8 protein-coding genes and 1 pseudogene are annotated in these 14,164 nt (G+C 77.5%); 6 read left to right on the forward strand and 3 right to left on the reverse strand.

Annotated features, from left to right (window positions below):
* Positions 1-115 precede the first annotated feature (115 nt).
* The 3 genes from ABD981_RS26985 to ABD981_RS26995 are packed head-to-tail and all read left to right on the forward strand — an operon-like array spanning position 116 to position 5,117.
* Positions 116-4,420, forward strand: a complete 4,305-nt coding sequence (locus ABD981_RS26985) for an nSTAND1 domain-containing NTPase (protein ID WP_046905700.1) — start codon at positions 116-118, stop codon at positions 4,418-4,420.
* Positions 4,417-4,734: a divalent-cation tolerance protein CutA gene (gene cutA, locus ABD981_RS26990; protein WP_046905701.1), complete on the forward strand. Its 318-nt coding sequence runs from the start codon at positions 4,417-4,419 to the stop codon at positions 4,732-4,734. Before ABD981_RS26985 ends, cutA begins: the two co-directional genes overlap by 4 nt.
* On the forward strand, positions 4,731-5,117 hold the full coding sequence (locus ABD981_RS26995) for a gamma-glutamylcyclotransferase family protein (protein WP_046905702.1): 387 nt from the start codon (positions 4,731-4,733) through the stop codon (positions 5,115-5,117). Before cutA ends, ABD981_RS26995 begins: the two co-directional genes overlap by 4 nt.
* Here the strand turns inward: ABD981_RS26995 and ABD981_RS27000 are convergent.
* The 3 genes and pseudogenes from ABD981_RS27000 to ABD981_RS27010 all read right to left on the reverse strand — a co-directional run bounded on the left by ABD981_RS27000 (position 5,104) and on the right by ABD981_RS27010 (position 8,933).
* Positions 5,104-7,274, reverse strand: a pseudogene (locus ABD981_RS27000) (molybdopterin oxidoreductase family protein). The gene ABD981_RS26995 and the pseudogene ABD981_RS27000 sit on opposite strands and share 14 nt — an antisense overlap.
* A 72-nt stretch (positions 7,275-7,346) precedes the next feature.
* Positions 7,347-8,036, reverse strand: a complete 690-nt coding sequence (locus ABD981_RS27005) for a SanA/YdcF family protein (protein WP_046905704.1) — start codon at positions 8,034-8,036, stop codon at positions 7,347-7,349.
* Between the two features lie 87 nt (positions 8,037-8,123).
* Entirely contained in the window at positions 8,124-8,933 is an 810-nt protein-coding gene (locus ABD981_RS27010) for an aquaporin (protein WP_123954109.1), read from the reverse strand.
* Positions 8,934-9,011: 78 nt separating this feature from the next.
* Here ABD981_RS27010 and ABD981_RS27015 point away from each other — a divergent pair, with 78 nt between their 5' ends.
* The 3 genes from ABD981_RS27015 (at position 9,012) to ABD981_RS27025 (ending at position 14,164) form a co-directional block, all read left to right on the forward strand.
* Positions 9,012-9,713: a hypothetical protein gene (locus ABD981_RS27015; protein ID WP_046905705.1), complete on the forward strand. Its 702-nt coding sequence runs from the start codon at positions 9,012-9,014 to the stop codon at positions 9,711-9,713.
* A 464-nt stretch (positions 9,714-10,177) separates the two neighbouring features.
* The gene (locus ABD981_RS27020) at positions 10,178-11,002 is read left to right on the forward strand and encodes a sirohydrochlorin chelatase (protein WP_123954110.1); all 825 of its coding nucleotides are present in this window, start codon (positions 10,178-10,180) and stop codon (positions 11,000-11,002) included.
* Between the two features lie 84 nt (positions 11,003-11,086).
* Positions 11,087-14,164, forward strand: a complete 3,078-nt coding sequence (locus tag ABD981_RS27025; protein ID WP_123954111.1) for an NB-ARC domain-containing protein — start codon at positions 11,087-11,089, stop codon at positions 14,162-14,164.

A 14,164-nucleotide genomic window follows, 5' to 3' on the forward strand; every position in this document is an offset into this window, starting at 1 on the left:
CGCCCAAGGGGCGGCATAGGAAAGGCAGTTCGCCTATCGTGGCGGGACCGGAGCGGGAGCGCGGCGGAACCCCGCGGCCTCCCCTCCGGGACCGCTGCGACGAGGGGGGACCGCCGTGGCCGCCGTCCACGAGGAAGAGCACCTGGCGCGCTCCGTCGTCCGCGTCCGCACCCGCTCCGGCCAGGTGGTCGGGGCGGGCTTCCTCGTCGACGCGGACACGGTGGCGACCTGCGCCCACGTCGTCGCCGAGGCGGCCGGGGAGTCCGGCGTCCCCGCCACGCCCCCGGACGGGCCGGTCCACCTCGACTTCCCGCTGCACGGCGGCGCCCGGGCCCGCGCGACCGTCCTGACCTGGCGGGAGCGGGACGACATCGCGCTGCTCCGGCTCGACGCCCCCGTCCCCGGCAGCCGCCCGGTCCCCCCGGCCGACGCCGGCGGCGCCCGGGTCTGGCAGCACCCCTTCCGGGCCCTCGGCTTCCCCGCGCACTCCGACGGCGGCGTCTGGGCCACCGGCACCCTGCGCGGCCCGCAGGGCGAGGGCTGGGTCCAGATGGAGACCGCCCTGCCCGGACAGCGGATCGTCCCCGGCTTCAGCGGCACCCCCGTGTGGGACGAGACGCTGGGCGGGGTGGCCGGCATGACGGTCGCCGCCGACGGCGCGGCCGGCTCCACCACCGCGTACCTCGTCCCGCTCGGCACCCTGCTCGACCCCGCGGTGCTGCCGCCGCGCAACCCGTTCCGCGGCCTCGCCCCCTTCGCCGAGGCGGACGCCGGGGTCTTCCACGGCCGCGAGGAGGAGACCCGGAACCTGCTGGCCGCCGCCGCCCGCCGCCCGCTGACCCTCGTCGTCGGCCCGTCCGGCTCCGGCAAGTCCTCCCTCGTCCGGGCCGGACTGCTGCCCGCGCTGCGGGCCGCCGGGACCACCGTCCGCGAACTCCGCGCCGTCCCCGGCACCCGCCCCGCCGCCGCCCTCGCCCACGCCCTCGCGCCCGTCCTCGAACCGGAGCTCGGGGAGCTCGCCCGGCTGCGGAGGACGGCCGAGCTCACCCGGCTCCTCGACAGCGCGGACGGGCTGCCCGCCGCCGTGCGGGACCGGGTCCTCGCCCACGCGGGCGAGGGCGGACACGTCCTCTTCGTGGACCAGCTGGAGGAGTACGCGACGGCCGACCCCGCCGCCGCCCGCGCCCTGACCCGGCTCCTCGTCGCCCTCGGCGCCGGGCAGCCCGGCCGGCCCGCGTTACGGGTGGTGGCCACCGCCCGGGCCGAGTCCCTGGGCGTCCTGGTCACCCCCGAGGCCGCCGACGTGCTCAGCGACGCGACCCGGCTGCTCGCCCCGCTCTCCGCCGAGGGACTGCTCCGGGCCGTGACCGGACCCGTCGCCGCCCTGCCCGGCCTCTGGTTCGAACCGGGCCTGCCCGAACGGATCGTCGCCGACGCGGGCGAGGAGCCGGGCCGCATGCCGCTGGTCCAGTTCGCCCTCACCCGCCTGTGGGAGGCGCGCGAGGCCGGCACCCTCACCCACGCCGCCTACGACGCCGTCGGCGGCGTCGCGGGCGCCCTCGTCGGCTACGCCGAGGAAGCCCTGGCCGAGCTGCTCCGCCCCGGCGAAGAGCCACTGGCCCGCCGCCTGTTCGTCCAGCTCGCCCGCCCCGCGGCCGGCGGCTCCTTCGCCCGCCGCCCCGCCCGCACCGCCGAACTGGCCCCCGCCCTCGCGGAACTCGCCCGTCGGCTCGCCCCGACGAAGCTCGTCGTCCTGGGGACGGCGGGCGGCGAGGACCCCGGCCGCACCGGGCCCGCCGCGGAGACCGTCGAACTCGCCCACGAATCCCTCACCACCCTCTGGCCCCGCCTGCACGACTGGCTCACCGAGTCCCGCGACTTCCGCGCCTGGCAGGAACAGCTCCGCAGGGACCTCACCCGCTGGCGCGACCAGGACCGCGAGCCCGCCGCCCTGCTCCGCGGCTCCAGCCTCGCCACCGCCCTCGACCGGCTGGCCCGCCACCCGGAGGACGTCGGCGAGGCGGAACGCGCGTACATCCTCCTCGGCGACCGCCAGGCCAGGCGCGGCACCCGCCGGCTGTACGCGGTGATCGCTTTCGTCGCCGCGCTCGCGCTGACGGCCGGCGGGCTCGCGGGCTGGGCGCTGTACAACAACGCCCGCTACCAGGGGCAGTTGCGGGAGCAGGCCGGGCGCCTCCTCGCCGCCACCGCCGAACGCCGCGAGGCCGCCGAACCCGCCTCCGCCCTCCAACTGGCCCTCGCGGCCCGCGCGACGGACCCGAGCCCGGACACGTACGGGGCACTGCTCCGCCAGTACGCCCGCGGCCAGTCCCTGACCGGCAGCCACCCGGGCCTGTGGCCGGGCGCCTTCGAGAGCATGGACGTGACGCCGGACGGGCGGACGGCGGTGGTCGTCTCGATGCGGGACGACGGGACGCGGGCCGTGTCCGTGGTGACGGGCCTCGACGGGGACGGCCCGCGCTCGCGGCCCCTGCGGCAGGTCCCGGCGGAGGCCCTGGAGGACGCCGGCCACGGTTCCACGAGCGAGCTCGGCCCGGACGGGCGGACCTTCGCCCTCGCCGCCGGGGACGGCCGGGTGTGGCTGTGGGACCTCCCGGGAGCCGGCCCGGACGCGCGGCCCCGCGTCCTGACGTCCGCCGACGCGGCGGGCCGCAGGGTCAACGGGGTCCACCTGGACATCAGCAGCGACGGACGCCGGCTGCTGCGGATGCTCGCCTTCTACGACGGGAAGGGCGCCAAGAGCGCCCGGGACCGCTACGCGGCCCTCTCCGCCTGGGACCTGACGACGGGCCGCCGCCTCCCCACCGCGCCCGGCCTCCTCCCGGGGGACCCGCGCTACGCCGCCTTCACGGCCGACCCCGGTCAGGTCGTCCTCCTCCCGGACGAGGAAGGCGGGAAGACGGTCGTCCGCGAACTGGCGACGGGCCGAGAGGTCCGCTCCTTCGACGCCGACTACCGGAACGGGACGATCGCCGCGGGCGGCGAGCGCCTCGTCGTCGGAGGGCGTCCGTCCGACCCCGAGGGCACCCCCCTCCGGAGCTTCACCACGAGCGGCGCCCCCGGCCGTCCCGTCCTCCTGCCTCCCGAGGTGGAGGGCGTCGTCGACCCGGACCGGAGCGGCGGGTTCGCCGTCCTCGCGCAGAACCTGGAGAAGGGGCGACGGGCCGAGGTGACCCTGGTCGAGCTGCGCACCGGCCACCTGTACCGGACCAGGCTCCCCGTGCCGGGAGCGGCGAGCGCCACCGACCTGGACCGGTCCGTCGCCGTCGTCCCGGACGGGCGGGACGCCAGGGTGCTCCTCCCCGCCGGGGACACCCTGCTCACCGCCCGGGCCGCTCCGCTCGCGGCGCTGCCGGGGCACACCGCGACGAGCGAACTCGTCAAGGGCGGACCGTCTCCCGACGGCACCCTCCTCGCCCGCTCGGGCGAGGGCTTCGTCGAGGTGGTCGAGACCGCGACGGGGCGCGGGAGGAGGGCGCCCGCGCAACCCGGCGTGGACGGCGTCCCGTTCTGGACCGCGGACTCCCGCTGGATCGTCCTGGGCCTGGCCGACGCCACGGTCTCGGCCTTCTCGGCCGCCGACCCCCGCAGACGCGTCGACCTCGACCTGGGCGCCTGGGGCACCGGGGCGCGGGCCGTGGAGGCGATCGAGCCGCTGACCGGCAGCGAGGTCGCCGTCCTCACCTCCGACGGCCGGCTGATGCTCTTCGACGCCGCCACGGGCCGTCGGCTCGCCCCGGTCGTCCGGGCCGAGGAGAGGACGGAGGCCGAGCGGTCCGACCTCTTCCTCGCCACCGGCCAGGTGCGGGCCCGCCCCGGCCGCCCCGACGAGGCCGCCGTCGTGGTGGGCACCGGCACGGAGGCCGGCCGGGTGGAGCTGTGGAACCTGCGCGACGGGGTCCGCCTGCGCACGCTCACCCTCGGGGCCCTCGGCTACGCGAGCGAGCTCGGCGGCCTGCCCCGCCTCCAGTTCAGCGCGGACGGCCGCACGCTGGCCGCCCTCCACGGCGACGGGTTCGTGCGCTTCTGGGACGTGGAGACCGGGCGCCGGACCGGCCGGCCCCTCGCGACCGCCGACCGTTTCACCCGGCTCATCGGCTTCGGCCCCGACGGCGTGTTCCTCACCACCGGCCCCGACGGCGACCCCCGCGTCTGGGACCTGGGGACCGGCCTCCTCCTCGCCGACCTCCCGCTGCCCGCGGGCCTCGGGATCTCCCTCCAGGGCAGCCGCCTCCTCGCCGCGGGCGACGGCTGGCACCAGGCCGTCGACCTGCGCCCGGAGGAGATGGCGAAGGCCCTCTGCCGGAGCGGGCTCGACCGGGACTTCACCGAGGCCGAGCGCGCCCTGCTGCCGGAGGGGGCCGAGGGCGGGCCGCCCTGTCGTACCGTGGGCGGGTGATCCTCACCGTCCTCACCACCACCGACTCCCGCACCAAGGCCGAGGCCCTGGCCCGCGGGGCCGTCGAGGCCCGGGTCGCCGCCTGCGCGCAGGTCTCCGGTCCCGTCACGTCCGTCTACCGGTGGCGGGGCGCGGTCGACTCCGCCCAGGAGTGGCAGGTGGTGTTCAAGACCACCGAGCTGCGGTACGCCGACCTGGAGGCGCACCTCCTCGCCGCGCACGACTACGAGACGCCCGAGATCCTCGCGACCCCGGTGGCGCGGGCGAGCGCCGACTACGCGCGCTGGGTCGAGCGGGAGACCGCCGCCCCGTGACGGCGGACGTGCTGCCGTTCTTCGTGTACGGGACGCTGCGCCCGGGCGCGTACAACCACGACCGCTTCCTGCTCGGCCGCACCGGCGCCGAGGAGGACGCCGTGCTGCCGGGCGCGCTCCTGCACGACGGGCCCGGGTATCCGTTCGCGGTGCCCGGCGAGGGCCGGGTCGCGGGGGCGCTGCTGACGGCCGCGCCCGGCCGGTACGGCGAACTGCTCGCCGTACTGGACCGGTTGGAGGAGCCCGCCGGGTACGAGCGGGTCGTGCGGGAGGTGGTGCGGTCCGGGGACGGGGCGCACCTGGCCGCCTGGGTGTACCTCGCGGCGCCCGGCGCGCCGCTCGGGCCGGTGATCGCGGGCGGCGACTGGTTCAGGCGCCCGTAGCGTCCCCGGCGGACTCCGGGGGCCCGAGGGGCTCAGAGGCCTTCGGGGACTCCGCGGGCTCCACGGCCTCCAGCCGGACCGCGCACACCTTGAACTCGGGCATCCGGGAGACCGGGTCGAGCGCCGGGTTGGTGAGGGTGTTGGCACGGCCCTCGCCGGGCCAGTGGAAGGGCATGAAGACGGTGTCCGGGCGGATCGCGGTGGTGATCCGGGCGGGCGCCACCGCCGTGCCGCGCCGCGAGTGCACGGCGACCGGCCGGCCCTCGGTGACGCCGATGCGCTCGGCGAGCCGCGGGTGCAGCTCCACGAAGGGCCCGGGCGCGGCGGCGTTGAGCTCGGCGACCCGCCGGGTCTGCGCGCCGGACTGGTACTGGGAGACGACCCGGCCGGTGGTGAGGACGACGGGGTAGTCGGCGTCGGTCTCCTCCGCCGACGGGCGGTGCACGACGGGCACGAAGCGGGCCCGCCCGTCCGGCGTCGCGAAGCGGTCGAGGAAGAGGCGCGGGGTGCCGGGGTGCGGCGGCTCGCCGGGGGCGGTCTCCGGGCAGGGCCAGAAGACGCCCTGCTCCTCCTCGATGCGGCGGTAGCCGATCCCCGCGTAGTCGGCGGGCCCGCCCGCCGAGGCACGCCGCAGCTCGTCGAAGACCTCCTCCGGGTCGGTCGGGAAGCCCTTCTCCCAGCCGAGCAGCGCGGCCAGCCCGTGCAGCACCTCCAGGTCGCCGCGGACCCCCGGCGGCGGGGTGAGGGCCCGGCGGCGCAGCAGCACCCGCCCCTCCAGGCTGGTCGTCGTGCCCGTCTCCTCGGCCCACTGGGTCACCGGCAGCACCACGTCGGCGAGCGCGGCCGTCTCGGACAGGACGACGTCGGCGACCGCGAGGAAGTCGAGGGAGCGCAGCCGCTCCTCCACGTGGCCGGCGCGGGGCGCGGAGACGACGGGGTTGGAGCCCATGAGCAGGAGCGCCTTGACGTCGCCGCCGAGCGCGTCGAGGAGTTCGTACGCGCTGCGCCCGGGCCCCGGCAGGGACTCCGGCGCGACCCCCCACACCCCGGCGACGTGCGCCCGCGCGGCGGGGTCGTCGAGCTTGCGGTAGCCGGGGAGCTGGTCGGCCTTCTGGCCGTGCTCGCGGCCCGCCCTGGCCGTTGCCCTGGCCGGTCAGGCAGCCGTAGCCGCTGAGCGGCCGGCCGGCCCTGCCGGTGGCGAGGCAGAGGTTGATCCAGGCGCCCACGGTGTCGGTGCCCTTGGCCTGCTGCTCGGGTCCGCGGGCGGTGAGCACCATGCCGCCGTCGGCCTCGCAGAACATCCGTACCGCCTCGCGCAGCAGCGGTACCGGGATCCCGGTGAGCCGTTCCACGTGTTCGGGGCCAGTGGGACATGGCCCCGGCGCGGGCGGCGGGCCAGCCGTCGGTGCGGGCGGCGACGAACTCCTCGTCGACCCGGCCCTCGGCGACGACGAGGTGGAGCATGCCGAGGGCGAGCGCGAGGTCGGTGCCGGGGCGGGGCGCGAGGTGCAGGTCGGCCTGTTCGGCGGTGCGGGTGCGCCGGGGGTCGACGACGATCAGCCTGCCGCCGTTCTCCCTGAGCTCGGTGAGGTAGCGCAGCGCGGGCGGCATGGTCTCGGCGAGGTTGGAGCCGACGAGGATCACGCAGCCGGTCCGGGGGACGTCCTCCAGGGGGAACGGCAGGCCCCGGTCGAGGCCGAAGGCCCGCTGGTGGGCGGCGGCCGCGGAGGACATGCAGAAGCGCCCGTTGTAGTCGATCTGCGAGGTGCCGAGGACCAGCCGGGCGAACTTGCCGAGCGCGTACGCCTTCTCGTTGGTGAGCCCCCCGCCGCCGAACACGCCCACGGCGTCGGGGCCGTGGCCGGTCCGGGTCCGGCGCAGTCCGTCGGCGACGGCGGCGAGCGCCTCGTCCCAGCCGGCGGGCACCAGCTCGCCCGTCGCGGGGTCGCGGACCAGCGGTCCGGTCAGTCTGACCCGGGACGAGAGCACGGCGGGCGCGGTCCGTCCCTTGCCGCACAGCGCGCCCCGGTTGACGGGGAAGTCGGGGCGTTCGGTCACCTCCACGGGGAGTTCCGCGTCCGGGGTGGGGCGCAGGTTCATGCCGCACTGCAGGGCGCAGTAGGGGCAGTGCGTGGGGACGGTGGTGGCCTCGGGCATGGACCGAGGGTGCGGCCGCCGTGTTACGGGCGGGCTCCCGCCGCATTACGGGCGGGGTGCCAAGCGCTCAGGTCAGGGCCGGGTCCCGGGTGAGGCGGCCAGCGCCTCGGCGACCCCGTCCTCGCGGGAGCCGAGGAAGTGCGGGTCCGGGCGCAGGGCCGCGTCGAGGGCGGCCTTCCCGGCGGCGGCGAGCTCGCGGGTGGTGCCGTAGTACCAGACGGAGTCGTGGGGTTCGGGGACCCCGACGCCGTACGACTCGACGCCGGCCGCCCCGCAGAGGGCGACGGCCCGCTTGATGTGGAAGTCCTGGGTGACGAGGACGGCCCGGTCCACGCCGAAGATCTTCTTGGCGCGGACGCAGGAGTCCCAGGTGTCGAAGCCGGCGTAGTCGCTGACGACCTTGTCGTCGGGGACCCCGCGGGCGGCGAGGTAGGTGCGCATGGCGCTGGGCTCGTCGTACTCGGTGCGGCTGTTGTCGCCGGTGACGAGCAGGACCCGGACCTTGCCGGTGCGGTAGAGCTCGGCGGCGGCGTCGAGGCGGTGCGCGAGGTACGGGGTGGGGCGCCCCTTCCACAGGCCGGCGCCGAACACGACGCCGACGTCCTGGGCGGGCACGTCGGCGGTGGTGCGCAGCCGGTCCCCGGTGGTGGTGTGCATCCAGGTGGCGGGGGCGAGGGCGAGCACGGCGCCGAGCATCACGGCCTGGACGGTACGGCGGCGGGCCCGGGTGGTCCGGGGGAGCGACAGGCGTACGCCGCGCATGGGGGTCCTCCGTGGGTGGTGCGGGGTCGGTCACCTGCTCCGACGCGTACGAACGCCGTTCGGTTCACCCGGCGCGCCGATCCCGTGTCAGCCGCGGCCGCCGGTGTCGGTGCCGATGCCGGTGTCGATGCCGGTGTCGATGCCGGTCGTGGTGTCGGTCCCGGTCCCGGTTCCGGTCCCTGCCCCGGTCCCTGCCCGGGTCCCTGCCCGGGTGCCGTAGAGCGCGGCCGCCAGGCCCATCCCCAGCAGCATGCCGAGCAGCTGGGCGGCGGCGAAGGCGGGGACGGAGCCGGGGGCGATGCCGGTGAAGGAGTCGGAGAAGGAGCGGCCGACGGTGGCCGCCGGGTTGGCGAAGGAGCCGGAGGAGGTGAACCAGATCGCCGCCCCGATGTAGCCGGCGACGGCGACCGGGGCGAGGGAGGGGCGGCCGATGCGGCGCAGGCCCTGGACGACGAGGACGAGCCCGGCGGTGGCGACGGCCTCGCCGAGCAGGAGGTGCGGTTCGGCGCGCGGCTCGGTGGCGAGGGCGCCGGGTGCCCGCCCGAACATCGCCTCGGCGAGCAGGGCGCCCGCGACGGCGCCGGCGAGCTGGGCGGCGATGTACCCGGCCGCCTCCCCGCCGCGCCCGCCGCCGCTCTCGCCCTCGCCGCGGCGGGACCACCACTCGGAGAGGGTGACGACGGGGTTGAAGTGGGCGCCGGAGAGCGGGCCGAGGAGCGCGATGAGCAGGCCGAGCCCGATGGCGGAGGCGAGGGCGTTGGCGAGCAGCCGGACGCCGATGTCCTGGCTGAGGGAGTCGGCGCGGATGCCGGAGCCGACGATGACGGCGACGAGGGCGGCGGTGCCGGTGAACTCGGCGGTGACGCGCCGGGGGAGCGGCGCGGGGGACATTCTCATGGTGGAAAATATATTCCGCAGAGTGGAACCCGAAAAGGGGGTGGGTGCCACCCCGCCCCGCCCCCTTACGATCCGCCCATGATCATCGAAGCCGTGCTCGACGAAGCCGTCCGCAACAACGCGGTCTGGTGCGACACCATGTGCCGGGCCCACGGGCGGGCCGGCGAGTTCGGCGCCCGCGCCTGGACCAGCTCCCGCCGCACCCCGCTTTACTACCCGGACGCCGTCACCCTGACCGCGAGCGCCGACGCGGCCGACGTCCTGGCCGGCATCGACCGGAGCGTCCCCGGCGCCTCCGTCAAGGACAGCCACGCCCGGCTCGACCTGGCCGCCGAGGGCTTCCGGCTGCTCTTCGAGGCCCGCTGGATCCACCGTCCCGCCGGCCTCCCGCGCCCCGCCGCGCCCGCCGGCTGGCGCCCCGTCACCGACCCGGCAGGACTCGCCGCCTGGGCCCTCGCCTGGAGCGACGGCGGCGAGGAGGAGGCGGCCCTCTTCCGCCCCGAGCTCCTCGCCGACCCCGCGACGCGGATCATCGTGGGCCACGCCCCCGACGGGCGGGTCCTCGGCGGCGCCGTCCTCACCGACAGCGGCACGGTCACGGGCGTCTCCAACCTCTTCACCACCCCCGGCACCGAGCCCTCCACCGCCTGGGCGGCCGCGCTCTCCCACCTCGCCCCCGACCGCGCCGCCGTCGGCTACGAGTCGGGCGACGACCTCGCCCCGGCCCTGGAAGCGGGCTTCGAGACGATCGGCCCGCTCAGGGTGTGGCTGGACGCGTAGCGGACGGCGGCCCGCGCGATACGGGCGGGACCCGGTCCCGGGCTCCCGCCCGTGCGTGGTCCGGGGCTTCCGCCCGCGGTCCCGGGCTCCCGCCCGTGCGTGGCCCGGGGCTTCCGCCCGCGGTCCCGGGCTCCCGCCCGTGCGTGGCCCGGGGCTTCCGCCCGTGCGGGGCGCGGGGCTCCCGCCCGCGGCCTCGCGCTCCTGCCCGTGCGTGGTCCGGGGCTCCCGCCCGTGCGGGGCGCGGGGCTCCCGCCCGCGGCCTCGCGCTCCTGCCCGTGCGTGGCCCGGGGCTCCCGCCCGTGCGTGGCCCGGACGCCCGACGGGCTGGTGCGGCCCCGCGCTTGACGGCCCCGCGCCTGACGGCCCCGCGCCTGACGGCCCCGCCCGCGCCCGCGTGAGGCCGTCGCAATCGACCGTGACCCCGGTGAAACGGCCAGGCAATCCGGGCCCGGCAGAATCGCCGTATGACGACGTACGAGCCGGACCTCGCGTTCGCCGGAAGCGCCGACCTGCTCGGCCGGATCGGGACCCGGCTCGGCGAGCGCCTGCGGCAGGTGCGCCCGCGGGAGCGCGGACCCGCCCTGATCGCCGTCGGGCACGGCAGCCGCGACCCCCGCGCCGCCGCCACCCTCCGCCTCCTCGTCGACCGGGTGCGCGAACTGCGCCCGGGCCTCGACGTCCGCCTCGCGCACATCGAGCTGAACCCGCCGCTGCTCCCGGACGCGCTCGTCGAGGGAGCCGTCCTCGTGCCGCTGCTCCTCGCCCGCGGCCACCACGTCAAGCACGACCTGCCCGCCGCCGCCGCGCTCGCGGCCGGCACCCGGGTCGCCGCCCCGCTCGGCCCGCACCCCCTGCTCGTCGAGGCCCTCGCCGAGCGGCTCGCCGAGGCGGGCTGGACCGCCGAGGACAGCGCCTCCCGGGCCACCGGGGTGGTCCTGGCCGCCGCCGGCTCGCGCGACCCGGAGTCGGGCGCCGACACGCGCCGGCTCGCCGCCCTGCTCGGCGAGCGGCTCGGGGGCGTGCCCGTCGTCCCCGCCTACGCCTCCGCCGCCACGCCCACCGTCCCCGAGGCCCTGCGCGCCCTCGCCGCCCGCGGTCGCCACCGGGTCGCCGTCGCCTCCTGCTTCACCGCCCCCGGCCTCTTCGCCACCCGCAGCGCCGCCCACGCCCCCTGGATCGCCGCCGAACCGCTGGGCGACCACCCGGCCCTGGCCCGGCTGGTCCTGCACCGCTACGAGGAGGCCGTGTCCCACACACCCCAGCGGGAACTCGCCGCCTCCGCCCCGTGATACGGGCCACGCCCGGCCGAATCGGCACCGCGCCTCCGCGCCCCCTGGTTATCGTCGGACCGGTCGGGACAGGGGAGGTGGCCCGTGCGCGGTGCCGTCAAGGGAGCATCGCTCGCCGCGCTCGCCGCGGCCGTCGCCGCCGTGGCCTCGCTCGCGGCCAACGCGGCCACCTCGGAGGACCGTTGGCCCGGCGCGCTCGACCGGATCCGGCAGCAGCCGTGGTGGTGGGTCGCCGGACTCGCGGCCGTCGGCGTGCTGGCGGCCGTCGCCATGGCCTGGCGGCAGGAACGGGGCCCAGGGGCAGCGGGCGACCCGCCCCCGCCGGCGGCGCCGAGCGTCCCGGACTGGGTGGTCGACCGCACCGAACGCGCCCGCGCCGTCAAGGCGGTCTGCCGCGGGCGCACCGTCGCCCTCACCACCTCGCTGGAGGGCGCGGGCGGCTTCGGGAAGACCGTCCTCGCCCGGGCGGTGGCAGCGAGCCCCCGCGTACAGCGACGCTTCCGGGGCCGCGTCTACACCGTCACCATCGGGCGGGACGTCCGGGGCCGCGCCGCGATCGCGGCGAAGGTGGCCGAGGTGACGCGCTTCGTGACCGACGACAGCACCGCCTTCGACGACCCCGGCCTCGCCGGCGACCACCTCGGCCGCCTCCTCGCCCGGCGGCCGCGCACCCTGCTCCTCATCGACGACGTCTGGGACGCCGAACAGCTCGACCCCTTCCTGCGCGGCGGCCCCCGCTGCGTCCGCCTCGTCACCACCCGCGTCCCCGGCGTCCTGCCGCGCGGCACGGAGCGGGTCCCGGTCGACCGGATGACGCCCGACCAGGCCCGCGCCGTCCTCACCCGGGAACTGCCGCCGCTCCCCGAGACCCTCGTACGCGACCTCCTGGAAGCCACCGGCGGCTGGGCCCTCCTGCTGCGCCTCACCAACCGCCTGATCGCCGGCCGGACGTCCACCGGCACCGATCCGGTCGCGGCCGCGACGGAGACCCTCCGCGACCTGGCGGCGCACGGTCCGGCCGCCGTGGACGCGGACACCGCCCCGCCCGACCTCGACGATCCGGTACGCCGTGCCCGAGCGGTACGGGCGACCGTCGAGGCGGCCAGGACCCTGCTGCCCCCGGGCGGCGCCCGACGCCTCGCGGAACTCGCCGTGTTCGCCGAGGACGAGTCGATCCCCGTCCCGCTGGTCGCCCGCCTGTGGGCGGCCACCGGCGGCCTGACGGAGGCCGGTGCCAGGTCGCTGTGCGCCGAGTTCGACCGCCTGTCCCTCGTCTCGCTCACCCCGGACCACGGAGGCCGCCTCACCCTCCACGACGTGCTCCGCGACTATCTGCACAAGGAGCTGGGCGACCCGGCGGCGACCGCCCTCCACGGCACCCTGGCCGACACCATGGGCGCCACGCCCTGGAACCCCGGCGACGACGTCCGCGGCTACGTCCTCGACCACGCGATCGAGCACCTTCTCGCCGCCGGCCGGACGCAGGACGCGGAACGGGTCGCGAGCGACCTGCGCTGGATCGAGACCCGGCTCCACCAGCGCGGCCCCATGGCGGCCTGGGCCGACCTGTTCGACGTCCCCACCGAACTGGCCGCGGGCATGGCGGACGACCTCACCCGCGCCGCCCACCTGCTGACCCCGACCGATCCGCCGGAGCTTCTGACCGGCGTCCTGCACGACCGCCTGGAGTCGCTGCCCCTGTGGAGCGGCCGGATCGCCGCCCGCCGCTGGGACCCCGACTGCGCCTCCCGGCCCCAGCTCCTCCACCGCAGCGCCCCACCGGACCTGCCCGAACCGGCCCTGCTCCGCACCTTCCTCGGCCACACCGGGCCCGTATGGTCCGTCGGGGTCACCCCGGACGGCACCTCGCTCGTCACCGTCGGAGCCGACGGCATGGCCCGCGGGCTCGACCCGGAGAGCGGCGGCGAGTTCGACCTCGACGTCCGGGGCGGACGCTTCCGGGTCCTCGCGGTCGACTCCGACGGCGGCGCGCTGGCGACGGGCGGGTCCGGTCGCACCTTCCACACCTGGAGCCCGGACCGCGCCACCCCGCCGGTCCGCGCCTTCGGCCCGGTCGGGGGCCGCGGGGCCTCCGTGCGCGCCCTGGCGGTCTCCGGGGGCCGCGTCGCGACCGTCGCCACGGACGGCACCCTGGAGATCTGGGGTTCCGGCAGCGGGCAGCACCTCGGCCAGGCCGTCCCCGAACGGGGCGACGAGTACACCTGCGTGGCCTTCGCCCCCGGCGGCGGATGGCTGGCCGTCGGCGGCCGTCGGCACGTCTGGCTGATGTCCTCGGACCTCGCCGACACGGAGCGCCGCGGCCCCACCGCCGGAGCGCCGGTGAACGCCGTCGCCCTCGCCCGGAACGGCGGCTGGATGGTCACCGCCGAAGCGGACGGGGTGCTCCAGATCTGGGACGAGACACCGCCCCACACCGTCTCGCGGATCTCCGCGCACCACGGCCCCGCCACCGCCGTGGCGGTCTCGCCCGACGGGACCTGGCTGGTCAGCGGCGGCGAGGACGGCTCCGTCGCGGTCTGGGACCGGGGGACGGGCGCCTGTCGCGCCCGCTACCGCGCCCACCGGGGTCCGGTCCACGCCGTCGCCGTCACACCCCACGGCGATCGGCTCGTCAGCGCCGGGGAGGACGGCGCGGTCCGGGTCTGGGACAGCCGGGAACTCGCGCGGCCGCGGTCCGGCGACGGCGGGGGAATGCGCACGGTCACGGTCGTGGGAGTCGCCGGACGACTGGCCGTCGGGCACACGGACGGCCGGACGCGGCTCCACGACGGGGCCGGCGAGGACGGCGGCGGCCCGCTGTCGTCGCCCGACGGAGCACGCGACGGAGAACTCGACGGGCCGGTCGCCTTCGCCCCGCACGGCGACTGGTACGCGGCCGTCGTCCGTGACGGCTACGGGGTCCGGATCAGGAACACCCTCCCGCAACCGGGAGCGCCCGTCTCCGATCTCGATCTCGGCGCCGGCACCTCGGCGCACGCCCTGGCCGTGGCACCGGACGGCACCTGGCTCGCGGTCGCGGACTCCGAAGGCCGCCTCCAGCTGTGGGACCGCTCCCCAGAGCGCCGGACTGCGATCGTTCCGGGCCCCCGGGCCTCCGCGGGACGAGCGGAGACGGTCGCCGTCGCGCCCGACGGGTCCTGA

Origin of the sequence: Streptomyces showdoensis, from assembly GCF_039535475.1 — a bacterium.
In the GTDB taxonomy this organism is placed as follows: Bacteria; Actinomycetota; Actinomycetes; order Streptomycetales; family Streptomycetaceae; genus Streptomyces; species Streptomyces showdoensis.